Below are 21,605 nucleotides of genomic sequence, written 5' to 3' on the forward strand. Positions count from 1 at the left end.
ATGTCTATCATTGCACCATCGATATTGTCGGCTAATTTTGCGACACTTGCAGACGAAATCAAAGACGTGGATCGTGCCGGAGCGGATTGGATTCATATTGATGTCATGGACGGCCATTTCGTCCCTACACTGACGTTCGGACCACTTGTCATTAGTTCTGTTCGGCCAGCCACGAAGCTTGTGTTCGATGTTCATTTGATGATCGAACGTCCGGAGCTGCATATTGCGTCTTACGTAGCAGCAGGCGCTGATCGTATTACGGTGCATGCCGAAGCATGCGTTCATCTACACCGCGTTATTCACCAAATCAAAGAAGCCGGATTGCCTGTCGGCGCCGCGCTGAACCCGGCTACGCCGATTAACGTCTTGGAGAACGTGCTGGATGACCTGGATATGGTTCTAATCATGACCGTGAACCCGGGCTACGGCGGCCAGAAGTTTATCCCTCAATCGCTTCAGAAGATTCGTCAGCTGCGCGCGCTGCTTGAATCGCGCGGCCTTGGTGACATGCTGATCCAGGTCGATGGCGGGATCAATGCAACCACTGCGAAGCTTGTCAGAGAAGCGGGTGCCGATGTGTTTGTAGCCGGCAATGCCGTATTCACTGAACAGGATCGCGCAGCGGCCATATCAGCTCTGCGATAGGAGTAGGAGGACTCAAGATGCCCGAATGGTTAAAGAAAGGCTTACTATGCACACTGTTTAGTTTAGGCTGCGGCCTGATGCTGGCGATCTTTCCAAATGTAAAGACTGGCGTCAATTTTCTGTTCTCCATTCTTGCACTTGTTATTGCAATCTTCTATTTCAAGCGGTTTACATCACTGCGCTCGCGAATCGTATTTGGTGTAATGTCGTTGCTGTTCTTTCTTTTCTTTACCGTTTTGATTGCCGTAGTACTTTATGCCAGGGCGCATCCAATGACTACGGCCTAACAGCTGGCTGATGACTTCGGGTTTGGAATAGGACAATCATAGATCGCATAGGATGGTTACATGAACGAACGTTCTTGTAGCCTTTTTTTGTGTGAAAAAGGCTGAGAGGACCGTTACGGATGTTTATTCAGCATACGAAGAACGTTTTGCTCACGCACACGCACATGCAAAACTAGAGCTTATGCTTATGAACGGTTTTGCTGAGGCAAAACTCTTAGGAGGGGTGGAGCATGAAATTTTACACGATCAAGCTGCCGAAGTTTTTGGGTGGCTTCGTGAAGGCGATTCTGAATACGTTCCAAAAGAACTAGCGGCTGCCAGCAAGGTATGAAGTCGCGCTAAGGAACGGTTCGACATGCAGCATCCTGAGCACAGAGCACAGCATTTGGTCCCTCCTGTGCCTAGACATGCAAAAAAGCACCTGATGGAATCAGGTGCTTTTTGTCCATGGCTTAATGCCGTTATACACGAGTCACTTTGCCGGCTTTCAGAGCACGAGTGCTGACATAAACACGTTTTGGTTTGCCGTCAACAAGAATTCTAACTTTTTGAACGTTAACGCCCCAAGTGCGGCGAGTTTTGTTGTTAGCGTGCGAAACATGGTTGCCTACCCCTGGACCTTTGCCAGTAATGAAACATTTGCGAGACATGAAATACACCTCCCTTGAAGAATCACTGCAAATAAACAGACTCCAATATAATAACATAACAAATCACATTCATCAAGCATTTGAAGATTCCATCCCTAAGGTATATAAAGCGCTTAAAATGCAGAAAATGGTCGTAAAATGGGCATTGGGCTTCAAAATCGTCATTATTTATAGTACAATGTTATTTAGTCCATAATAATAACGGTGAAGGAGTGGTTTTCCATGCCCCTGCAGATTAATTCGGAATTAGGCAATGTATTCATAACCGACCATGTTATCTCCGTTCTTGCCGGCTCAGCGGCACTGGATTGTTATGGACTGGTAGGTATGGCTTCAAGAAAGCAGCTGAAAGACGGAATTGCTGAGTTGCTCGGTCGAGATAATTTATCGCGCGGTGTTGAAGTCCACCGAGAGAACGACTACTTACACATTGATTTGTACATCATCGTTAGCTACGGCACAAAAATTTCCGAGGTCGCACATAATATTCAGTCGAAAGTGAAATATGTGATGAATGAGGTCATCGGCGTCAAGGTAGACGTCATCAATATTTTTGTCCAAGGCGTACGGGTATCTCGGTAGGAAGGGGTAATACGTTTGATTAAACGCTTTATTAACGGCTCAGACTTTACAAGTATGGTTCTGAGCGGAGCGGAAAGTTTGCAAAGTAATGTTGAGCGCATTAACGCGCTGAATGTGTTCCCGGTTCCGGACGGTGATACCGGGACGAATATGAATTTAACGATGACGTCAGGAAAACGCGAGCTGCAGAGCAAATCCTCCCCAGCAATAGGCAAAGTTGCGGAAGCGCTTTCTAAAGGATTGCTTATGGGCGCACGCGGGAATTCCGGCGTTATTTTGTCACAGTTATTCCGGGGGTTCGCCAAAAGTATCGTCAACTTGGATCAAATCGATCCGGTGCAGTTTGCTGCTGCACTTCAGAACGGTGTAGACATGGCCTACAAGGCCGTAGTTAAACCGGTTGAAGGGACGATCCTAACCGTTGCGAAAGATACGGCTAAACATGCGGTATCAATTGCTAAGCGCACAACAGATATGACAGAGATGCTGCGCGAGGTTGTAACGAAATCGAATGAATCGCTTGCACGTACACCGGATTTACTGCCCGTACTTAAACAAGTTGGGGTAGTCGATTCCGGCGGTCAAGGACTTGTTTGCATCTATGAAGGTTTTCTGCGTGCATTAACTGAAAACAGCGGAACTGTGGATGACAGTCATGTAGGTTCGGAGGCAGCCTCACCAGAGGTGTTCCCGGCGATGAAGGCTATGCCAGCACCACCGGTTCCACGTCCTAACCTGGTGCCATCCAGCGCGCAATCCCGCTTGGCAACCGAGAATATTGAATTTTTATACGATATGGAATTTTTCATTAATCGGAAGCTTGCAGGCCGCAATGTGCTGCGCTTCGACGAAGCTTTGTTTAAAGGCATGCTTAGCAGAGACGGGGATTCGATTCTTGTCATTGCTGACGATGAAATCATTAAAGTTCATGTTCATACACGCAAGCCGGGGGACGTGCTGAATTATGCGCTGCCTTACGGTGAGCTAACTGAAATTCATATTCTTAACATGCGAGAGCAGCACCGTGATCTACTTCATGATGAAGCTGCACAGCTGAGCGGCAGTACATCGGCAGCACCTGATGTCCTTGAGGATCCACTGAAGGAAACGGCGATTGTGGAGGAAGCGGCGCTTGGGCTTGCAGTCTCGGAAGTGCTGACGGGCACGCCTGCGGCTTCGATCACGGCGGAATCGGCTCATGAGTGGGCAGCATTCGGCATCATCGCAGTGGCCATGGGCGAAGGGATCGCGTCGATCTTCATGGATAACAATGTGGATGTTGTGTTATCCGGCGGACAATCGATGAATCCATCGACAGAGGATTTCGTCAATGCGATCGACTCGCTGTCGGCTGAGCATATTTACTTACTGCCGAACAACGGCAATATCATCTTAGCTGCGCAGCAAGCTGCTGAGCTGTGTGAACGAAATGTAACCGTTATACAAACGAAGAATATTCCGCAGGGTCTCGCAGCTGTTCTGGCCTTTAAGGAAGACGGTACTGCTGAAGAGAACGCAGAAGCGATGAGCGAAGCCGCTAAGCAGGTACGTTCGGGCCAAGTAACCAATGCGGTACGCAATACATCGATTGACGGCATTACCATTCATGAAGGCGATTATATCGGCATCATGGAGAAGTCCATTGTGACAGCTTCCCCAAGCTTACAGGAAACTTGCCGGGAGCTGCTCGCCAGAATGCTGGAAGACGGCGGTGAGCTGGTCACCATTCTCACAGGTGAACAAGCAGACGAAGCCGTAACTGCGGAATTCGTACAATGGGCAACCGAAACCTTTGCACATGCAGAACTCGAAGTACATGAAGGCGGGCAACCGCTTTATCCATATCTATTTGCAGTGGAATAGGGGGTGCTGGAATGGGTGCAATCAAGATATTAACGGACAGTACGGCGGATATTCCAAAGCGTGTCCGTGAGCAGCATAATATCGAAATGGTACCGCTTAAGGTGCTTTTCGGTGAGGATACGTTTCTCGATGGAGTTACCATCACGAATAGTCAATTTTATGAGCGATTGGCCAAAGCGGATATGCTGCCTACCACCTCACAGCCCTCTCCGGTAGAGTTTATGGAAGCGTACGAGCGTGTGCTCGGTTCAGGGAAGGACACTTCTATTATCTCGATTCATCTGTCCTCTGCACTAAGCGGCACTTATCAATCGGCGGTTCTAGGCTCAACCTTGCTTGACGTGCCCGGCGATATCACGGTGATCGATTCCAAATCCGCGTCTTATGGCTGCGGTATGTTGGCTGTTAAAGCAGCAGAGATGGCGGCTGCGGGTGAAACCAAAGAAGCCATTGTCGCCAAGGTGGAACATATGATTAAAGATCGCCGCATGTACTTCTTGCTGGATACGCTTGAGTATTTGCAGAAGGGTGGTCGAATTGGCAAGGCAGCGGCTTTGTTTGGTTCGATCCTTAACATTAAGCCGATCTTGACGATCGACAGCGAAGGCGAAGTAACGGCAGTGGATAAGGTGCGCGGAACCAAGAAAGCGATGCAGCGCATTATCGACTTGTTCAAGAACGACTTCGGCAATGATCCGATTGAAATGACAGTCGGGTGGACACATAAGAACGAGCTGGCGCTTGAGCTTGCAGCTCTGGCGCAAGGACAGCTTAACATACGCAGCATCCGGCAAACCGAGATCGGCTCCGTTATCGGAACGCATGCCGGTCCGGGTGCCGCTGCTTTATTTATTACGCGGGTGTGAGGTAATGGGGATGAAGCTGGATCAAATAACGGTCCGGCAAATGAAAGGCGTGAGTGCTCAGAAGGAATTGGAGCTTCACGCCTTTGGCGTTCATACGATCGCAGATTTGCTGGATTATTTTCCGTTTCGATATGAAGATTATCGGATTCGGAGCTTAGGGGAAACGAAGGATGGGGAGAAAGCGACCGTTGAAGGCAAGATTATGGGCAATCCGCTCCTGCAGCGGCTCGGCCGTGCTAAGACTCGCTTAACCTGTAAGATAGTGATCGACGGCATATTAGTGACGGCCGTGTGGTTTAATCGGCATTTTTTGCAGGATCAGCTGATTCCCGGCCGGGATATCGTTCTGACGGGCAAGTGGGAGCAGCAGCGGCTGCAAATCACGGTGTCGGAATCCGAGTTCCCTGATAAAGGTGCCTCGCGCTCAGGGACTCTCCAGTCCGTCTACTCCGTTGGCGGGAGCGTGACACAGCCATGGATACGCAAAATCATGGCGCAAGCGCTGCTTCAATACGGTCCGATGGTGGAAGAGATACTGCCTGTTGAATTGATGGACAAGCATGGCCTCATGCTGCGCCGCGATGCGGTGAAGCAGATTCATCAGCCTGAAGATATCGCGCAAGGGCAAGCAGCTCGCCGCCGACTTGTTTATGAAGAGCTGTTCTTGTTCCAGTTAAAGCTGCAGGCGTATCGCACGATTAACCGCAAGCGGATGGATGGCGTCGCCCATGTGGTTGATGCGGAATCGATCCGGGTTTTCGTTCGTACGCTGCCTTTTGAGCTGACGGATTCGCAGAAGAAGGTTGTTAACGAGATATTGATCGATATGCGCCATCCTTCCTGCATGAACAGACTGCTGCAAGGCGATGTTGGTTCCGGGAAAACGGTCGTAGCGGCGATTGCGCTATTTGCCGCCTATAAAGCGGGTCACCAAGGGGCGCTGATGGTGCCGACGGAGATCTTAGCGGAGCAGCACTATCGCTCCTTACAGAAGCTGCTAGGCGGTGTTGGGCTGCAGGTTGCACTGTTAACAGGCAGCTTGACGGAGAAGAAACGCCGCGATGTGCTGGCAGGACTCCAGATGGGGCTTATTGACGTGATCGTTGGCACGCAGGCCATTATTCAGGAAGGCGTTAATTTCCGCAGTCTCGGTATAGTAGTAACCGATGAGCAGCACCGGTTTGGCGTTAACCAGCGGAGTGTATTGCGACGCAAAGGGATGAATCCCGACGTGCTTACGATGACTGCGACTCCGATCCCCAGAACGCTTGCGATTACGGCGTTCGGCGACCTCGACGTATCTACGCTGCGCGAACGTCCGCAAGGACGGAAGCCGATTCAGACGAATTGGGTCAAGCATAATATGCTGGACCGGGTGCTCGGCTTCATTCGACGCGAGGTAGAGGCGGGGCGTCAGTGTTATTTTATATGCCCGCTCATCGAGGAATCGGAGAAGCTGGATGTGCAGAATGCGATCGACTTACATATTCAAATCCAGCAAGCTTTCCCGGATTTAAAGATCGGACTGCTGCATGGACGGTTAACTACCTCTGACAAAGATGAAGTGATGCGCGCATTCAGTGAGAATGAAGTGCATGTGCTCGTAGCAACTACTGTCGTGGAGGTCGGGGTCGACGTGCCCAACGCTACATTGATGGTCATTATGGATGCGGAGCGGTTTGGCTTGTCGCAGCTGCATCAGCTGCGCGGGCGAGTAGGACGCGGCGGCCATCAATCCTACTGTGTTTTGATTGCCGATCCGAAATCGGAAATCGGTCGCGAGCGGATGAAAATCATGACGGAAACGGATGATGGCTTCGAGGTTTCGCGGCGAGATTTGGAGCTGAGGGGACCCGGCGATTTCTTCGGGACGAAGCAAAGCGGCGTTCCGGACTTTAAGCTGGCCGACATGGCGGCCGATTTTGCAGTGCTCGAGGAAGCCCGGGACGATGCGGCTGAGATGACGGCGAAGCCGGATTTCTGGACGGCAGCGGCCTATGCCAGACTGCGTGATTTGCTGAAGAAAGAGCAACTTTTTCAAGGGGAACTCTTGGACTAGTTTTTAAAGTGGCTGTCTTAGCATATAGTACAACGAATGGCTTTAAGAAGCCGACGGAGGTGCTAGCCATAAGATGAGCTACACGAAATATGGTATCCGGCCCGAGCTGGTCGAGCGTGTGAAATTGAAGATGAAGAATCCGGTCGTGAAGGATCGTATGAAGATGCTGTTAAATGGTGTGACCAAATATGATTTACAGGATCGCACGAAAGTAAAGAAGCTAGTCAAGACGTCAGCCGGCATCTTACAAGAGTCACTTACGGAGCAGCAAGAAGAGCAATTAATTGCCTTCATCCTCGGTCAAAAAATCGATCCTTCAAACACGATTCACCTTATCAAGCTATGGGCTATGTTCCGCTGATCCTTGGATCGGCGGTTTTTTTTTGCTCATCTGGTGCTGGTGCATTCAAATAGGTGCGATACATGAAGCATCGTCATTCGCCACACTGCCGACTGTTTTGCCAACGGGATACGCCTCAAGCAGCTCAGACGGGAAGGGGGTCAGCAGCGCATGGAGCTGCTGTTGATCCTGCATGGAGCGGTCAAGCCACATCGCTTCATGCTCTTCGTGGAGGATTACCGGCATCCGATTATGGATCGGGGCCATTAGCTCATTAGGCTCTGTTGTCAGAATCGTACAGGTGCTCAGTTTAATGCCTTCCGGAGAAACCCATGTATCATATAGCCCGGCCATGCTGAAAAGCTTGCGGTCGCGTTTCACGATGCGCATCGGCTGCTTGTCCTTCTCATCTTGCCGCCATTCATAGAAACCATCGGCCGGAATAATGCAGCGTTTGCGGCGAATGAGCTGCTTGAATGCCGGTTTCTCCCATACGGTCTCCGAGCGCGCATTGAGCATTTTGTTGCCAACCTTCGGGCTGTCTGCCCATGAAGGGACAAGCCCCCATTTGAGCTCGCCGAGCCGGTTCTGCGTTCCGTCGCCAACGATGGCGAACACCATTTGACCAGGGGCCACATTATATTTGGGCTGATTGTAAGGCACATTCGTGGAAGAAATCCAATAACGTAACATTAGCTCTTCCAAAGATACTGTAATGGTATAACGTCCACACATCGTCTGCAGACCTCCTGCACATATTCGTCCTATTCTCTCCAGTATACTACGGGCGGCTAATTGATTGTAGAGAAGCCCATACTAAATTGTATACCCGTGGACAAGAAGAAACGGATGTCGCCCCATAATGAAAGGAGTGGCGAAGCGCATGGAGCATCAAGGCAGCACGAACCCTTCAGTGATGAAGCGAATCCTATTGGTACTGCGCAGATTGCCTGCACGAATCGTGGCTTATGTAGCGGCGAAGCGGCGGGCGAAACGAGCTTCTTCGAAGCTGGCGCAGCACGCGATTCCAGTGGAGCTCAAGCCGGAGTTCGTCCGGGAGCTGCGAGCAGGTTGGAAGTCACTTGGGGAGCAATCGACAGAATTGCCTAAAGAGCAGCTGTCCGAGTTGTATAACGAGCAGGAACGTGCATTAATCCATCGGATTCGTCACGAAACAGAGATCGCCAATCAGAACAACGTGACTCGTACCGAGGCGTATCGCGCCGTTTATTTTCGGAGTCCTGAGCTGCACTGGGCGTTGCTGGCCCATCTGGTTTCCCGCAATGGCGGCTGGAATATGACGGATCTGCAGGGCGAGCTGCTGCCGCGGCTGCTTGATCGCGCCTATCGCAAGCAGACGTTTCTGCTGCTGGAACGCGCGAATGCTATGATTTTTCAAGATGCTTATCCCCAGCTGCTACTCTACGAGGCTTCGCGGAAGGAAGGGCGGGAGCTCTTCTCGTTATTGCCTGCCTTTGGCGTGTCCGGTTTCATGCGTCCGGTTTGGTCGCAATTCTGGCGTCGGAAAGATGCAGCCACTCTGACCACCGCACTTATCGTGAATGAGCAGCATGTCATTGAAGAACCGCTGGTTCGCAGTACGTTCTTCAAGGAGCATGTCATTCGAAAGCCTGCCTTCCTATTGCAAACGCCGCTACAGACGAATGCTGTATTTATGCCGTATGGCGCACCGTACGAAGGGGCTATGAAGCTTGCAGGATTGGTACTTGAGGATTTCCGCAGCTTGGAGGAGCGAATTGAATTCGGGAAACGACTATATGCCATTCTATATGGCGTTCCAGAGGTGCATCAGGGGGTACTGGCGTTCGTACGTGCCGTGCATCATACAGGCTCAAGAGCCGATTATGCCCCGCATTTATTTACGAAGCAATTGCGATCCCAATCGACAAGAAGTTATGTGGAGAAGCTGGATGGCTGTAAGCTGAAGCGAGGAGCGAAGAAACTAGCTAGTCCGGAGCTGACCGCAGCTTGGCAGGATGTACCTGTAGAGATAGGCAGTCGTACGGATTGGTTTCTGGAGCTAAGTGAGGTAGAGGGATATTTTGAACAGCTTCCGATGCCGGAGGTGTTTGTCATCTCCGAAGAACATTGTCTCGCGATTAACAAAATCGAGTTAGCTGTGCTGGCTGCCCAGCAGCTGAAGCCGAGCACGGCACAAGACAAAAGGCGATAAAGATAAGCTGCAGGCAGCTTGCCTCTATCGCCTTTTTCATCGTGCTGCATCCATTAGCCTTTGCGGTGCAGCAATTCCCAGCGGTATACGTATTCAAACAGAAACTCGAATGCTTCCAGATGGCGTTTCGCTTCAAAGGCATTAGCCCCCCAAGCGTAAATTCCGTGATTACGCAGCATGATGCCCGGAATACGCGGGTCAAGTCGCTCCGTAACTTCCGGTACGATGCTTGGAATATGTGTGAAGTTAGATACGATCGGGATATCGATATGGGCGTCATCTTCCCAAATATTGAAGGCTTTAATGAGTTCAACACCGTCCACCGGGATTGATTTACGCTCCCAGAATAGTTCGGAGACGATGCTGTTATAGACGGAATGGATGTGGAAAATCGCGCCGCAGCCCGTTTGACGGTAGATTTCGCAATGGATCAAGGTTTCAGCCGAAGGCTTGAGGCGAGTGGGCTCGCTCGGTTTACCTGCTTGATCGACGAACAGAAAATCCTCCGGCGTCGACATTGACTTATCTTTGCCGCTAGCCGTGATGGCGAAATTGAATTCCTCCGGCGAGAAGTCGCCTACTCGAATCGAAAGATTGCCGCTCGTTCCCGGAAACCAGCCCCGGGAAGCGAAGAGGCTCTTCACTTCAGTAAGCTCTGCAAGCACGCGCTGCTTGTCTTCTAATGCAATCTGCGCAAATGACATCGTTAGGTTGTCGCCTCCTGCAATTTCAATACATCGATGACGTCATGGAACGTCTTGAACTCGTGATAGGAAAGTCCGAGCTCTTTGCATTTCTGCGTTAAATGAGAGCGTGCGAATACCAGATCAGCAAGCTTCGCTCCTTCAAAATCCGTCACGCTGTCGCCAATTAGAATGCGCTCGTACTGACCTTTAGGGAAGCGGCGAATAATGGTCGTTTTGCACATGCCGCAGTCGGTTTTACATTCGCCTTCACAAGGGTGAGGCCATGTAATTTCGATCTGATCGCCTGAGAAATCACTGCCGTTGCAGTAAATATGATTCTCCGGAATGCTAAACTGCGCTAGAAGCGGGTAGACGAAGAAATCGATGCCGCCGCTAGTGACGTAGAATTCAATTTGATTCTCTTTGCAGTATTGCAGCAAATCAGCGAACCCGGCACGGATAGTAGCATTGGTAATGGCATAGTCGACAACTTCCCGTTTCATCGAAGAAGGCAGCAGTCGGAACAGCTCGCCAACCCCTTGGCGGATCGTCTTGCGTTGCCCGACGATGTCGTTCACGATCGCTTCCCAGCCGGGCGGATTGAAATGCTTGATGATCGCAACAATGTTATCGTTCTCCGTAATGGTGCCGTCAAAGTCGCAAAAGATAACGCGCTGTGGTGATCTGGATGCAGCGTTGCTGTGCATGGTCATTATTCTTTGTACCCCCAGCTGTCAATCGCGGCTTGAAGCGCTTCGTTACCCGGCTTCGCCGCTGCTTCGGGCAGAGAAATGCCTGCTCTTGCGGCTTCAATGGCAATGCGGAAAGCATGTCCGCCAGCGGCTGTTCCCATCGGATGTCCGTGGATGCCGCCGCCTGCATTGACAACGACATCGGTGCCGAAGTCTCGCAATATAAGCGGAACAAGCCCGGGATGAATGCCGGCAGACGGAACCGGGAAGCTTGGCGCAACCGGCAGGGCTGGATCGATCAGCGCTGCTTGCACCGCTAAGTTCTCTTCACGCGGCATGACGACAGAGCCGTATGGCGATGGGAATAGAACAAGATCCGCACCGGCAAGTCTCATCAGCTTACCAAGAAGTAACGGTGCGGCAATACCGTAGTGTACAGAAGGGTACAAGGCACCGGCCATTGCAGGGTGAGCCGCTATAGGTACCGAAATTTCCGGGTCGCTGCTTAGTTCGTGCAGGACGTCGTATCCATAGGCGAGCACATTGAATAGGAGTGCGTTCGCGCCTGCGTTGATCGCCTTTTTCGCCTGAGAGGCAAGCTTGGACGTTGGTCCGGTCAAGTTTACGGCATACAGCAGCTTCTGCCCTGTAACCAGTTCTGCTTGACGCGCAGCTTCCATACACGCTTCAACCCGTTTCTCGAGCGGGGTAAGCGGGTTCTCGAATAGAATCTCATCGTCCTTGATCAGGTCTACGCCGCCCAGCGCTTGTTGATAGAACTGCTCGCGCAGGTTAGGGAGATCATGTCCGATTACAGATTTGAAGATACTCATCAGCAGCGGACGCTCGTTCGCGCCTAGCAGCTTCCGAACACCTTCGATACCGAATTTCGGTCCAGGGAAAGCTGAAACAAAATTGCTTGAGAAATCGAGGTCGAGCAGTTTGATTTTGCCATCCATGGACAGCTTTCCGAATACCGTAACGAGAAGGGCAGGGAGGTCACGGCTGAAGTTCACATCCGGATAGGCGATGAGAAGATCGGCATACCGCTCTCCCGGAGCGGCGCCTTCATGAACGTCTACGGAAATAACGCGGCCCAGATGTTTCTCCATCTCCGCTTTACGCGCTTCCGGCAGGTCCGTCCAGCTGCCGACGGTTAAGCCTACAGCAATTCCTTGTGCTTTCTTATGAAAATCTGCTTTGTCATCGTAACAACGGTAGGTTGCTATACATACAGCTTGCTCACTCATGATGTCGCTTTCCTTTCAATCTCTGCTCCCATTTCAGCAGCGCGTTCAGCAGCACGTGTAATCGCACTGATAACGGCTTGCGAGAAATGGTTTGCATCTAATTTCTCAATTGCAGCTTGCGTTGTGCCGTTAGGCGAGGTCACTTTGCGGCGCAGATCAGCAGGGTTCTCCCCAGTAGCTTTCACCATATGCGCGGCTCCTAGTACGGTTTGAACGGTCAGCTCCCGAGCGGCGTCCTCAGTAAGACCAAGCTGGCTGCCTGCTACAATCATAGCTTCCATTAGGTAATAGACATAGGCAGGCCCGCTGCCAGACAACCCTGTAACGACCTCAAGCAGCTGTTCTTCCACAACCGCCGTTAAACCGACCGCTTGGAACATCGTTTCGGCGAGGTCACGCTGATTGCCCGTGACAGAGGCGGAGAAGCTGATTCCTGTCGCACCAAGTCCGATTGTGCTTGATGTATTCGGCATCGTACGAACAATCGGCATCGGTTTGCCTAGCAGCGTTTCCAACGTGCGAATAGTCATGCCGGCAATAACCGAGATGATGAGTTGACCGGGATGCAGAAGATCCCGCACTTGACTGATTGCTTCTGCAGCATCCTTCGGTTTCATCATTAGAAATACGATATCCGCTTCCTGAAGCATGACGGATTTCTCCGCTTCCAGAGAGGATGTATTCACGCCGTATCGCGACGCGAGCTCTTCCATGCGCGCAGCGTTTTGCCGATTCATCATACTGATTTGACCCGGCTCGGTCAAGCCGCGGTCTAACAGTCCGCGAACCATCGCTTCGGCAATGGAGCCTGCACCGTAGAAACACATTTTAAGCGAGCCAATTGCAGTTGAAACACTAGAAGATGAAAGTATCGTCATGATCGTGAATCCTCCTGTTCTATCCGCGGATTTGTCCGCTGCCATAAATGCGGAATTTGGTTGAAGTCAGTGCAGGTAATCCCATTGGTCCTCTGGCGTGAAGCTTCTGGGTACTGATGCCGATTTCGGCGCCGTAGCCGAATTCGAAGCCGTCCGTAAACCGGGTGGAAGCGTTATGGTAAACCGCAGCCGCATCGATCTGCTGCATGAATTGATCAGCGTGCTCTTGATTCTCCGTAACGATACATTCCGAATGCATCGTGCCGTATTGGCTAATATGGCGCATGGCTTCATCTATGCCGGAAACGATATGAATATTCATAATGTAATCATTATATTCCGTTGCATAGTCCGATTCGGTTACAGCCTTAGCCTCAGGAACGATGGCGCGCGTTCGTTCACACCCGCGGAGCTCGACATTGGCCGCGAGGAAGCGGTCAGCCAATTCGCGAAGATGACGTTCGGCGAAAGCTTCATGGACAAGCAGCGTCTCCATGGAGTTGCAGACGGAAGGGCGCTGTACTTTGGCGTTGAATGCGATATCCGATGCCATCGCAGGCTTCGCGCTGTCGTCCAAGTAAGTATGACAAATGCCGGCACCTGTTTCAATGACAGGGACGGTTGCATTTTCAACAACATTTCGAATTAATGATGCGCCGCCGCGAGGGATGACGACGTCGAGCAGGCCGTTTAATTTCAGCATTTCGTCAACGGAGGCACGGGATGGATCTTCGATCAATTGAAGCGCTTCGGCAGGCATTGAAGTGGAGGCAAGCGCACCGCGAAGCACTTCCACGATACGACGGTTGGATTCAAGCGCTGCAGAACCGCCGCGAAGGACAACAGAGTTGCCGGTCTTCAGGCATAACCCGGCTGCATCGACTGTTACATTGGGACGGGCTTCATAGATCATACCGATAACGCCGAGCGGTACAGTGATTTTGTCGACGCGCAGTCCATTCGGACGTTCGAATGATTCCAGAGTAAGGCCAACAGGATCGTTTAGCTGCACAACTTGGCGAAGTCCCTCCGCAATATCTTTGACACGTGCCGAAGTAAGCGTCAGCCGGTCCAATAATGATTCACTCGTACCGTTCTCGCGTCCACGTTCAATGTCGATCCGGTTCGCCTCAATAATCGAATCTTGATATTGAATCAAGGCATTGGCCATCTCGAGAAGGGCTTCGTTCTTCTGATTCGTTGTCAATCGGTTCATAATACCCGCAGCCTGTTTGGCAAGGGCCGCTTTCTCCCGCACTTCGCTCATATGGTCTCTCTCCCTCATAAGTCCTGTCGTTTAAGCTCTTAGCGTGACCCACTCATCACGGTGAATGACTTCTATCCGGGTTACTTCAACACGTCTGCGAACTTCTTCCGTACTTAGGCCGGCAACGGCCTGCACCTGCCAAGCGGCATAATTGACGACACCTCGGCCAAGCGATTGCTGCTGTTCATTAAACACTTCGACGACATCCCCGGGATGAAAATCGCCTTCAATGGTTCGAATGCCGGCTGGCAGCAGACTTTTGCCTCCTTCGAGGAGCGCTCGTTCTGCTCCGGGATCGACGAAGATGCGGCCTTGCGGCATGGAATGGAAGCCAAGCCATTGTTTCTTTGTCGTCAGATTGTGCTGACTCGTTTCGAAATACGTACCTTTGCCGACACCGGAAACGGCTAGATTCAAATCGCCGGGCTCGACGACACGGCCGATAAATACCGGAACTCCGCCGCGCATCGCGATACGCGCTGCTTCAATCTTCGAGCGCATTCCGCCGGTTCCAACGGACGATCCTGCTCCGCCTGCGACACGCAGAATATCATCGGAAATCTGCTCAACTCGGTCATATCGAACGGCGTTCGGATTCTTGCGCGGATCTTCGGAATAAAGGCCATCCATATCGGTCAAAATAATAAGCCGCTTCGCTTTGACCAGATTGCCGACTAGCGCGGATAACGTATCGTTCTCGCTGAACTTCAATTCATCCGTTGCTACGGTGTCGTTCTCATTCACGATCGGGAGCATGCGCCGATGGAGCAGCTCTTCAATGGTCATCAGCGCATTCTGAATCCGTTTGCGGTTGGAGAAATCGGCCCGGGTAAGCAGAATTTGCGCAACGCCGACACCGCCATGATTGCCATATGACGCGAATGCCTCTTGGTAGGCTTGCATAAGCAGTGCTTGACCGACGGCCGCAGCCGCTTGCTTCTCGTGGACGAGCTTCGGACGAGTGTGATAGCCGATTTTCTTGAATCCGGCGGCGATGGCACCGGAGGTGACAAGCAGCACTTGGTAGCCTGCTTCATGGAGGGCAGCGAGCTCGTGCGCAAAGAAGGCGATTCGTTCCCGATTAATGCCGCCTTCATCGGAGGTTAAGGAGCTGCTGCCGATTTTGACTACAATGGTATCTGTCATATGTCTCCCAAACCTTTCCTAGAAAATAAAAAAAACTCCCATCCTTGTATATACAAAGGACGAAAGTTTAACTTCCGCGGTACCACCTTTATTAACGGCTATGATTGACATGCCGTTCCGCTTTCTTAGACCTGATAACAGCAGGTCGCTGTCCGACTCATCGCCGGCCGTTCCGGGGAAGGTTTCTGCAGCAATAACGGTAAATTCTCACAGCGAACGAATTTACTCTCTGGTCGCATTGCGGAGTGCATACTTGGCCCCATCAAGACGTTAATGGTTTTTAATTAAAGAGAATCATACCATGTCTGCCTGGTACTGTAAAGCAAAGAAAAGCCCATAAAGACAGGCTTTATGGGCAAAGTGAAGATTATTTTTTGATTATTCGAACAGACCCAGTTTACCGATGCGATGAATCGCTTCTTGCAGCCGTTCTTCAGAGGCAAGAAGACCAAGTCGCACGTAATTCTCACCATATGTGCCGAAACCGACACCTGGCGCAAGTACGACGTCAGCCTTCTCTAAGACCAGATCAGAGAAGGAAGAGGAGGTATAGCCTTTAGGCACCGGCAGCCAGCAGAAGAAAGAACCGCTCGGCTTCGCAGCCTTCCAGCCGATTTCGTCCATCGCGCCGAACAAGGCGTTGCGTCTGCTCTCATAAGTAGCAGCGAGATCGGTTACGCATTGCTGTGGACCTGTAAGCGCTGCAGCTGCGGCAGCTTGAATACCGCCAAACAAACTGCAATAGTAGTGATCTTGAATGAGATTGATCAATGAAATAATTTCGGGATTGCCGAGTGCAAAGCCGACACGCCAGCCGGCCATATTGTAAGTCTTCGACAGCGTATAGAATTCAACGCCGACTTCTTTAGCTCCGGGTGTCTGCAGGAAGCTTACGGGTTGTTTTCCGTCAAAACCGATCGCGCCGTAAGCAAAGTCGCTTGCAACAACGATCCCATGTTTGGCGGCGAAATCGACCGTTTGCTCGTAAAACTCCGGACCTGCTGCAGCGCCGGTCGGATTGTTCGGATAGTTGATGAACATAAGCTTCGCTTTATCCGCAATTTCTGGCGATACCGCACTGTAATCCGGCAGGAAAGCATTGTCGGCCGTCAGTGGCATATACTCCATCTTGCCGCCCGCAAGTGCAACCCCGGACCAATAATCCGGATAGCCGGGATCAGGTACGAGGCAGATATCACCGGGATTCAGTAAACATTGGCTAATTTCGATAAGACCTGTTTTGCCGCCGAACAAGATGGCGACTTCTTTCTCCGGATCGAGGTCAACGCCATAATCTTCCTTATACCGCTGAGCGACTGCTTGCTTGAGAAAAGGATATCCGCTGAATGGCGGATAGCGATGATACATCGGGTTCGGAGCTGCCTCTTGGAGCGCAGCTACGATATGAGGCGGTGTAGGCTGATCCGGGTTGCCCTGCCCCAAATTGATGACATCGCGGCCCTTGGCTGCCTGTGCATTAGCTTTGCGGACAAGTCCGGCAAAGAATTGTGCCGGCAAACCGGTCATCCGGTCCGCCGGACTGATTTGAACTGTTTTTATTCCATCCATAGTTATCACTCCACCGTTAATCTAAGCCTAAATGTAGCATAATGTTGGAATGAGTGTCGAGCGCCCGGTTCCTAAAGCGGCGAGGTGGAGTGAAGCTGAGCCGGTACTTTTCAATTACTTACAGATCCATCGCTTTAAGGAAAGGCTTGATATTGGCTTTGAATTGCAGCAGGTAAGGCTTACGGTTCTCGTCAAAAATAAGCAGCAGCTGAGGTTTCTTCGGACAATAGAACAGGAATACATCCTGCGTCATGACCTGTAGAGCACCTGCTTTCACAGCGGTTGGCTGATCAAGCGGAATACGAAACACATAACCGCATTTGTCTTCGGCCTGCAGTTTTGGCGACATTCCGGTTACGGAATTCAGCCATGACTTCGCGTAACCTTGAAACTCGGCATTGTTCGGGACACTCTTAACAACCTTGCCCGCAACGACATCGAAAGCCTGCACTGGCCGCTGCATAGCACCGCCGTCATCCAGTGCTCCGGCACTAACCACAGCAGGAAGAACCAGAAACAAAAGCAGTGCCAGGGCTGATACAATTTTTGTACTCCATCTTCTCATTTACGCAGTCTCCTTAATCGGTACAGGATGGTTTCCTCTTTACAGTGCCCATCTTGACAGCGAAGCATGAGACGATATGATTAGGTAAAACTGAGCAATTCAGGAGGCAATCGAATGAGTGAGAGGAAATTAAAGCTTGCAGTCGTGCAGATGCACGTTGATGCGGGATATCCCGAAGCGAATTTTTCAAGGCTGGAGGAGAGGCTGAACGAAGCTGTTTCAGGACCGGTTAAGCCTGATCTGATCATGTTCCCGGAGATGTGGAACACCGGTTACGCGCTTGAGCAGATCGAGCAGATCGCAGACCAGGACGGAGAGCGCACCAAAGCGCTGCTGTCAGCTTTTGCCCGTGAGCACCAGGTGCAAATTATTGGAGGTTCCATAGCGGAGAAACGCGATGGCGGCGTTTATAATACGATTTATGTGTTCAATGAGAACGGCGAAGTGGTGTCGGACTATTCCAAAATTCATTTATTCCGCCTCATGGATGAAGAGAAGCATCTGCAAGCAGGGGAGAAGCTGGGGACGCTCGAAGTGGCTGATTCCGATGCAGGCATGATGATTTGCTACGATATCCGTTTCCCGGAGCTGGCACGTAAGCTTGCTCTTGGCGGCGCAAAAGTGTTGTTTGTTCCGGCTCAGTGGCCAAACCCGAGATTGCATCATTGGCGGACCCTATTAACCGCTAGAGCTATCGAGAATCAAATGTTTGTTATCGCGTGCAATCGATGCGGAACAAGCGGAACGAGTTCGTTCTTCGGTCATTCTTTAATCATCGATCCATGGGGCGAAATTGTAGCGGAAGCGGGAGAAGAGGAAGTTATTATAAGGGCGGAAATCGATCTGGATCTCGTAGACGCTGTCCGTGCCAAGATTCCGGTATTCGAAGACCGCCGTCCTTCACTTTATTAATGTAGCTTTCATCGTTTCAATAAAAGCCTCGGCCGCTCTCGACAGATAGCGGCCTTTACGGCTTGCTATGACGAGGGTACGAATCGGTGTAGGCGCAGATATCGTTAAATAGACAGGCGTCCGTTCATCGACTTTATCCCTTATAAGCATCTTTGGTACAAACGTGATTCCCATACCCGCAGCCACGAGGGACTGGATGGTTTCGATATTCGTGCTCTCGAATACGATGCGCGGCTCGAAGCCGGCTTGTTCGCACAGTTCCAATACATTTTGCCGGAAGCCCTGGCCTTTCTTCAGTACGATAAAAGGTTCAGCGCTCAGCCTGTCAATGTGAATCGGTTCATTTAACTTTGCCAGAGGATGATCAGGCGGAACTGCGAGCACGATTTCCTCTTCAATAATGGGAACCCACTCCAGCGAAGGCTCGAAGAGGGGCAGTGCAAGTAAGCTAAGGTCGGTTTGGCCGCTTGCGGTCAATTGCTCTAGTTTGGATGGCGTGTCTTCGACAAGGACGACTTCAATTTCCGGATACCTTTTATTGAAGATAGGCAGTACAGTTGGCAGCACGTGCGAACCGGTAATGGATAAACTGCCTACAACGAGCTTCCCTTTGCGCATATGGGCAAGGTCGTCGAGCTCCTGCTTCAATTGTTCGATATTGTCTAATATGTTCTGTGCTTTATCTACAAACACAGCACCTGCGTGCGTCAATTCAACGGAGTTCGTGGTCCGCCGGAATAAAAGCACGCCGATTTCTTTCTCCAGCTTAGACAGCTGCTGGCTGAGTGAAGGCTGTGCGATATGCAGTTTCTCCGCTGCGCGCGAGAAATTCTTTTCTTTGGCAATTTGAATGACGTATTGCAGTTGGCGAAATTCCATGATTGACCACTCCAGAACCAAGTTTTTACATGTTTTATCTTCATAGGCCGTACCTATTGCTGTTATAGATATTATATCTTAGATCAATGAAGAAAGAAATGATATGATGGCTACATTGAATTATTGCTACGAGCAAATGAACTTATGAGGTGAATATAATGGCGAAAAGAACGATGTTTGAGAAAATTTGGGATAATCACGTCATTCATGCGGATGCAGGTAAACCGAGCGTAATCTATATCGATTTGCAGCTTGTCCATGAAGTAACTTCTCCGCAAGCGTTTGAAGGCCTTCGTATGACGGGTCGTAAAGTACGCCGTCCGGACCTTACTTTCGCAACGATGGACCACAACGTGCCTACGAAAGATCGTTTCAACATTACAGATCCAATTTCGAAGCAGCAAATTGATACGCTGACGCAAAATTGCAAAGACTTCGGCGTAACGTTGTTCGACCTCGACAGCATCGACCAAGGCGTTGTTCACGTTATGGGACCTGAACTTGGCCTGACGCATCCTGGTAAAACAATCGTTTGCGGCGACAGCCATACTTCCACGCACGGTGCTTTCGGAGCTCTTGCTTTCGGTATCGGTACTTCCGAGGTTGAGCACGTTCTTGCAACGCAGTGCTTGCAGCAGTCCAAAGCGAAAACCATGGAAATTCGTTTCACAGGAAGCCGTAAACCGGGCGTTACCGCTAAAGATATGATTCTTGGCGTCATTGCAAAATACGGTACGGATTTCGGTACTGGTTATGTAATGGAATTCACAGGCGAAGCGATCAGCAGCCTGTCGATGGAAGAGCGTATGACGGTTTGTAACATGTCTATCGAAGCAGGCGCACGCGCTGGTTTGATCGCTCCTGACGACACTACTTTCAATTACCTGCGCGGCCGTGAATACGCACCGCAAGGCGAAGCGTTTGATCGCGCAATTGCAATTTGGAAAGAGCTTGCAACGGATGAAGGCGCTGAGTTCGATACCGTTCTTGAGTTCGATGTTGATTCCTTGATCCCGCAAGTAACCTGGGGTACAAGCCCGGGGATGGGTACCGACATCACGAAGAACGTACCGGTACCGGCTGAGCTTCCAACTGAGAACGAGCGTAAAGCAGCTGAAAAAGCACTTGAATATATGGGACTTACTCCTGGTACGCCAATGAGTGAGATCGACATCGACTACGTCTTTATCGGTTCTTGCACGAATGGTCGGATTGAAGATTTGCGCGCCGCTGCTGAGATTGCAAAAGGCTATAAAGTTAGCGACCGCGTTACAGCGATTGTCGTTCCAGGTTCAGGCCGCGTTAAGATCCAGGCTGAGAAAGAAGGCCTCGACGTGATCTTCACGGAAGCGGGCTTCGAATGGCGCGACGCTGGCTGCTCCATGTGTCTTGCGATGAACCCAGACGTTCTTCAACCGGGTCAACGCTGCGCATCGACATCCAACCGTAACTTCGAGGGCCGTCAAGGCCGCGGCGGACGTACGCACTTGGTCTCCCCGGCAATGGCCGCAGCTGCTGCGATCATGGGTAAATTCACGGACGTTCGCGACTGGAAAATCAAATCCGAAGTATTGAACTAGTAGCAAGAGAGACGAGAGGAGTTAACGATCATGGAAGAATTTAAACAGCTAACGGGTCTTGTTGCCCCGGTAGATCGCGTAAACGTAGATACAGATGCCATTATCCCTAAACAATTTTTGAAGCGTATTGAGCGCAGCGGTTTCGGCCAATTCCTATTCTTCGAATGGCGCTGGGATGAGCAAGGTAACGTAATTGAGTCATTCAGCCTTAACCAACCTCGTTACCAAGGTTCGGAAGTTCTGATTTCCCGCGCTAACTTCGGCTGCGGCTCTTCCCGTGAGCATGCGCCTTGGGCGATTCTCGATTATGGCTTCAAAGTCGTTATCGCGCCTTCGTTCGCGGATATCTTCTATAACAACTGCTTCAAGAACGGCATTCTTCCAATTCGTCTGAGCGAAGAGCAAGTTGAAGACTTGTTCCAACGCACGGCGAAGACAGAAGGCTATAAGCTGAATGTCAACTTGGAAAATAAAACGCTGACAGATGATGCCGGACTGCACATCGACTTCGACCTCGATGAGCACCGCCGTCAATTCCTGCTTCAAGGCTTGGATGACATCGGCCTGACGCTTCAACACGAAGACAAAATCTCCGCATACGAAGCAAGCCGCGTCGCATTCTAAATTGAACTGGGCAGCCCCAATCATCCGTTGATGATTGGGGCTGTTTTTTTTGATTCTGCGGCGATTTTGCA

At 50.9% G+C, this 21,605-nt stretch carries 23 protein-coding genes; 12 read left to right on the top strand and 11 right to left on the bottom strand.

Annotation, left to right across the window (positions count from 1 at the left end; translation table 11 throughout):
• The 3 genes from rpe (at position 1) to spoVM (ending at position 1,243) form a co-directional block, all read left to right on the top strand.
• Positions 1 to 645 carry a ribulose-phosphate 3-epimerase gene (gene rpe, locus AC6ESO_RS02470; protein WP_497090006.1) on the top strand — a complete coding sequence of 215 codons (645 nt, stop codon included), beginning with the start codon at positions 1 to 3 and terminating at the stop codon, positions 643 to 645.
• A gap of 17 nt (positions 646 to 662) precedes the next feature.
• Positions 663 to 932: a hypothetical protein gene (locus tag AC6ESO_RS02475; RefSeq protein WP_494817204.1), complete on the top strand. Its 270-nt coding sequence runs from the start codon at positions 663 to 665 to the stop codon at positions 930 to 932.
• A 230-nt stretch (positions 933 to 1,162) separates the two neighbouring features.
• The gene (gene spoVM, locus AC6ESO_RS02480; RefSeq protein ID WP_010345573.1) at positions 1,163 to 1,243 is read left to right on the top strand and encodes a stage V sporulation protein SpoVM; all 81 of its coding nucleotides are present in this window, start codon (positions 1,163 to 1,165) and stop codon (positions 1,241 to 1,243) included.
• Positions 1,244 to 1,393: 150 nt separating this feature from the next.
• Here spoVM and rpmB read toward each other — a convergent pair whose 3' ends face one another.
• On the bottom strand, positions 1,394 to 1,582 hold the full coding sequence (rpmB, locus tag AC6ESO_RS02485; protein ID WP_091215486.1) for a 50S ribosomal protein L28: 189 nt from the start codon (positions 1,580 to 1,582) through the stop codon (positions 1,394 to 1,396).
• Between the two features lie 222 nt (positions 1,583 to 1,804).
• Here rpmB and AC6ESO_RS02490 point away from each other — a divergent pair, with 222 nt between their 5' ends.
• From AC6ESO_RS02490 to AC6ESO_RS02510, 5 genes are all read left to right on the top strand, one after another.
• Complete coding sequence (locus AC6ESO_RS02490) at positions 1,805 to 2,164, top strand: Asp23/Gls24 family envelope stress response protein (RefSeq protein WP_210654399.1); 360 nt, start codon at positions 1,805 to 1,807, stop codon at positions 2,162 to 2,164.
• Between the two features lie 54 nt (positions 2,165 to 2,218).
• Positions 2,219 to 4,027, top strand: a complete 1,809-nt coding sequence (locus tag AC6ESO_RS02495) for a DAK2 domain-containing protein (protein WP_497090477.1) — start codon at positions 2,219 to 2,221, stop codon at positions 4,025 to 4,027.
• Between the two features lie 11 nt (positions 4,028 to 4,038).
• Positions 4,039 to 4,893 (top strand): DegV family protein, encoded by an 855-nt coding sequence (locus tag AC6ESO_RS02500; protein ID WP_497090007.1) that lies wholly within the window; start codon positions 4,039 to 4,041, stop codon positions 4,891 to 4,893.
• A gap of 10 nt (positions 4,894 to 4,903) precedes the next feature.
• The gene (recG, locus tag AC6ESO_RS02505; protein ID WP_497090008.1) at positions 4,904 to 6,952 is read left to right on the top strand and encodes an ATP-dependent DNA helicase RecG; all 2,049 of its coding nucleotides are present in this window, start codon (positions 4,904 to 4,906) and stop codon (positions 6,950 to 6,952) included.
• Positions 6,953 to 7,025: 73 nt separating this feature from the next.
• Positions 7,026 to 7,313 (top strand): stage VI sporulation protein F, encoded by a 288-nt coding sequence (locus AC6ESO_RS02510; protein ID WP_494817208.1) that lies wholly within the window; start codon positions 7,026 to 7,028, stop codon positions 7,311 to 7,313.
• A 45-nt stretch (positions 7,314 to 7,358) separates the two neighbouring features.
• Here the strand turns inward: AC6ESO_RS02510 and AC6ESO_RS02515 are convergent, their stop codons facing one another.
• Positions 7,359 to 8,027, bottom strand: coding sequence for an SOS response-associated peptidase (locus AC6ESO_RS02515; protein WP_497090009.1), 669 nt, complete (start codon positions 8,025 to 8,027; stop codon positions 7,359 to 7,361).
• Positions 8,028 to 8,175: 148 nt separating this feature from the next.
• Between AC6ESO_RS02515 and AC6ESO_RS02520 the strand changes: the two genes are divergently transcribed.
• Positions 8,176 to 9,486 carry a DUF2515 family protein gene (locus AC6ESO_RS02520; RefSeq protein WP_497090010.1) on the top strand — a complete coding sequence of 437 codons (1,311 nt, stop codon included), beginning with the start codon at positions 8,176 to 8,178 and terminating at the stop codon, positions 9,484 to 9,486.
• 53 nt (positions 9,487 to 9,539) lie between these two features.
• Here AC6ESO_RS02520 and mtnB read toward each other — a convergent pair whose 3' ends face one another.
• From mtnB to AC6ESO_RS02560, 8 genes are all read right to left on the bottom strand, one after another.
• Complete coding sequence (mtnB, locus tag AC6ESO_RS02525) at positions 9,540 to 10,190, bottom strand: methylthioribulose 1-phosphate dehydratase (RefSeq protein WP_497090011.1); 651 nt, start codon at positions 10,188 to 10,190, stop codon at positions 9,540 to 9,542.
• 2 nt (positions 10,191 to 10,192) lie between these two features.
• Entirely contained in the window at positions 10,193 to 10,885 is a 693-nt protein-coding gene (locus AC6ESO_RS02530; protein ID WP_497090012.1) for a 2-hydroxy-3-keto-5-methylthiopentenyl-1-phosphate phosphatase, read from the bottom strand.
• Positions 10,885 to 12,114, bottom strand: coding sequence for a 2,3-diketo-5-methylthiopentyl-1-phosphate enolase (locus AC6ESO_RS02535; protein WP_497090013.1), 1,230 nt, complete (start codon positions 12,112 to 12,114; stop codon positions 10,885 to 10,887). The genes AC6ESO_RS02530 and AC6ESO_RS02535 overlap by 1 nt, the downstream gene beginning before the upstream one ends.
• Positions 12,111 to 12,992, bottom strand: coding sequence for a pyrroline-5-carboxylate reductase (proC, locus tag AC6ESO_RS02540; protein ID WP_497090014.1), 882 nt, complete (start codon positions 12,990 to 12,992; stop codon positions 12,111 to 12,113). Before proC ends, AC6ESO_RS02535 begins: the two co-directional genes overlap by 4 nt.
• A gap of 19 nt (positions 12,993 to 13,011) precedes the next feature.
• Complete coding sequence (locus AC6ESO_RS02545; protein ID WP_497090015.1) at positions 13,012 to 14,259, bottom strand: glutamate-5-semialdehyde dehydrogenase; 1,248 nt, start codon at positions 14,257 to 14,259, stop codon at positions 13,012 to 13,014.
• 30 nt (positions 14,260 to 14,289) lie between these two features.
• The gene (gene proB / locus AC6ESO_RS02550) at positions 14,290 to 15,405 is read right to left on the bottom strand and encodes a glutamate 5-kinase (RefSeq protein ID WP_497090016.1); all 1,116 of its coding nucleotides are present in this window, start codon (positions 15,403 to 15,405) and stop codon (positions 14,290 to 14,292) included.
• A 378-nt stretch (positions 15,406 to 15,783) separates the two neighbouring features.
• Positions 15,784 to 16,974: a pyridoxal phosphate-dependent aminotransferase gene (locus tag AC6ESO_RS02555; protein WP_497090017.1), complete on the bottom strand. Its 1,191-nt coding sequence runs from the start codon at positions 16,972 to 16,974 to the stop codon at positions 15,784 to 15,786.
• 118 nt (positions 16,975 to 17,092) lie between these two features.
• Entirely contained in the window at positions 17,093 to 17,539 is a 447-nt protein-coding gene (locus tag AC6ESO_RS02560) for a hypothetical protein (protein ID WP_494817218.1), read from the bottom strand.
• A 114-nt stretch (positions 17,540 to 17,653) separates the two neighbouring features.
• Between AC6ESO_RS02560 and AC6ESO_RS02565 the strand changes: the two genes are divergently transcribed.
• Positions 17,654 to 18,451: a carbon-nitrogen family hydrolase gene (locus AC6ESO_RS02565; protein WP_497090018.1), complete on the top strand. Its 798-nt coding sequence runs from the start codon at positions 17,654 to 17,656 to the stop codon at positions 18,449 to 18,451.
• On the opposite strand, the gene AC6ESO_RS02570 is transcribed toward AC6ESO_RS02565, so the two are convergent.
• Complete coding sequence (locus AC6ESO_RS02570) at positions 18,440 to 19,330, bottom strand: LysR family transcriptional regulator (RefSeq protein ID WP_497090019.1); 891 nt, start codon at positions 19,328 to 19,330, stop codon at positions 18,440 to 18,442. The genes AC6ESO_RS02565 and AC6ESO_RS02570 overlap by 12 nt on opposite strands.
• Positions 19,331 to 19,488: 158 nt before the next feature.
• Between AC6ESO_RS02570 and leuC the strand changes: the two genes are divergently transcribed.
• Positions 19,489 to 20,910, top strand: coding sequence for a 3-isopropylmalate dehydratase large subunit (gene leuC, locus AC6ESO_RS02575; protein ID WP_497090020.1), 1,422 nt, complete (start codon positions 19,489 to 19,491; stop codon positions 20,908 to 20,910).
• Positions 20,911 to 20,940: 30 nt separating this feature from the next.
• Positions 20,941 to 21,534 carry a 3-isopropylmalate dehydratase small subunit gene (leuD, locus tag AC6ESO_RS02580; RefSeq protein WP_497090021.1) on the top strand — a complete coding sequence of 198 codons (594 nt, stop codon included), beginning with the start codon at positions 20,941 to 20,943 and terminating at the stop codon, positions 21,532 to 21,534.
• The last annotated feature ends 71 nt before the right edge of the window (positions 21,535 to 21,605 follow it).

This window comes from Paenibacillus rhizoryzae (genome assembly GCF_059686995.1).

Coding starts and splice junctions, on each gene's coding strand:
- rpe (WP_497090006.1), top strand. CDS start 1: ATGTCTATCATTGCACCATCGATATTGTCGGCTAATTTTGCGACACTT.
- AC6ESO_RS02475 (WP_494817204.1), top strand. CDS start 663: ATGCCCGAATGGTTAAAGAAAGGCTTACTATGCACACTGTTTAGTTTA.
- spoVM (WP_010345573.1), top strand. CDS start 1,163: ATGAAATTTTACACGATCAAGCTGCCGAAGTTTTTGGGTGGCTTCGTG.
- rpmB (WP_091215486.1), bottom strand. CDS start 1,582: ATGTCTCGCAAATGTTTCATTACTGGCAAAGGTCCAGGGGTAGGCAAC.
- AC6ESO_RS02490 (WP_210654399.1), top strand. CDS start 1,805: ATGCCCCTGCAGATTAATTCGGAATTAGGCAATGTATTCATAACCGAC.
- AC6ESO_RS02495 (WP_497090477.1), top strand. CDS start 2,219: ATGGTTCTGAGCGGAGCGGAAAGTTTGCAAAGTAATGTTGAGCGCATT.
- AC6ESO_RS02500 (WP_497090007.1), top strand. CDS start 4,039: ATGGGTGCAATCAAGATATTAACGGACAGTACGGCGGATATTCCAAAG.
- recG (WP_497090008.1), top strand. CDS start 4,904: ATGAAGCTGGATCAAATAACGGTCCGGCAAATGAAAGGCGTGAGTGCT.
- AC6ESO_RS02510 (WP_494817208.1), top strand. CDS start 7,026: ATGAGCTACACGAAATATGGTATCCGGCCCGAGCTGGTCGAGCGTGTG.
- AC6ESO_RS02515 (WP_497090009.1), bottom strand. CDS start 8,027: ATGTGTGGACGTTATACCATTACAGTATCTTTGGAAGAGCTAATGTTA.
- AC6ESO_RS02520 (WP_497090010.1), top strand. CDS start 8,176: ATGGAGCATCAAGGCAGCACGAACCCTTCAGTGATGAAGCGAATCCTA.
- mtnB (WP_497090011.1), bottom strand. CDS start 10,190: ATGTCATTTGCGCAGATTGCATTAGAAGACAAGCAGCGCGTGCTTGCA.
- AC6ESO_RS02530 (WP_497090012.1), bottom strand. CDS start 10,885: ATGACCATGCACAGCAACGCTGCATCCAGATCACCACAGCGCGTTATC.
- AC6ESO_RS02535 (WP_497090013.1), bottom strand. CDS start 12,114: ATGAGTGAGCAAGCTGTATGTATAGCAACCTACCGTTGTTACGATGAC.
- proC (WP_497090014.1), bottom strand. CDS start 12,992: ATGACGATACTTTCATCTTCTAGTGTTTCAACTGCAATTGGCTCGCTT.
- AC6ESO_RS02545 (WP_497090015.1), bottom strand. CDS start 14,259: ATGAGCGAAGTGCGGGAGAAAGCGGCCCTTGCCAAACAGGCTGCGGGT.
- proB (WP_497090016.1), bottom strand. CDS start 15,405: ATGACAGATACCATTGTAGTCAAAATCGGCAGCAGCTCCTTAACCTCC.
- AC6ESO_RS02555 (WP_497090017.1), bottom strand. CDS start 16,974: ATGGATGGAATAAAAACAGTTCAAATCAGTCCGGCGGACCGGATGACC.
- AC6ESO_RS02560 (WP_494817218.1), bottom strand. CDS start 17,539: ATGAGAAGATGGAGTACAAAAATTGTATCAGCCCTGGCACTGCTTTTG.
- AC6ESO_RS02565 (WP_497090018.1), top strand. CDS start 17,654: ATGAGTGAGAGGAAATTAAAGCTTGCAGTCGTGCAGATGCACGTTGAT.
- AC6ESO_RS02570 (WP_497090019.1), bottom strand. CDS start 19,330: ATGGAATTTCGCCAACTGCAATACGTCATTCAAATTGCCAAAGAAAAG.
- leuC (WP_497090020.1), top strand. CDS start 19,489: ATGGCGAAAAGAACGATGTTTGAGAAAATTTGGGATAATCACGTCATT.
- leuD (WP_497090021.1), top strand. CDS start 20,941: ATGGAAGAATTTAAACAGCTAACGGGTCTTGTTGCCCCGGTAGATCGC.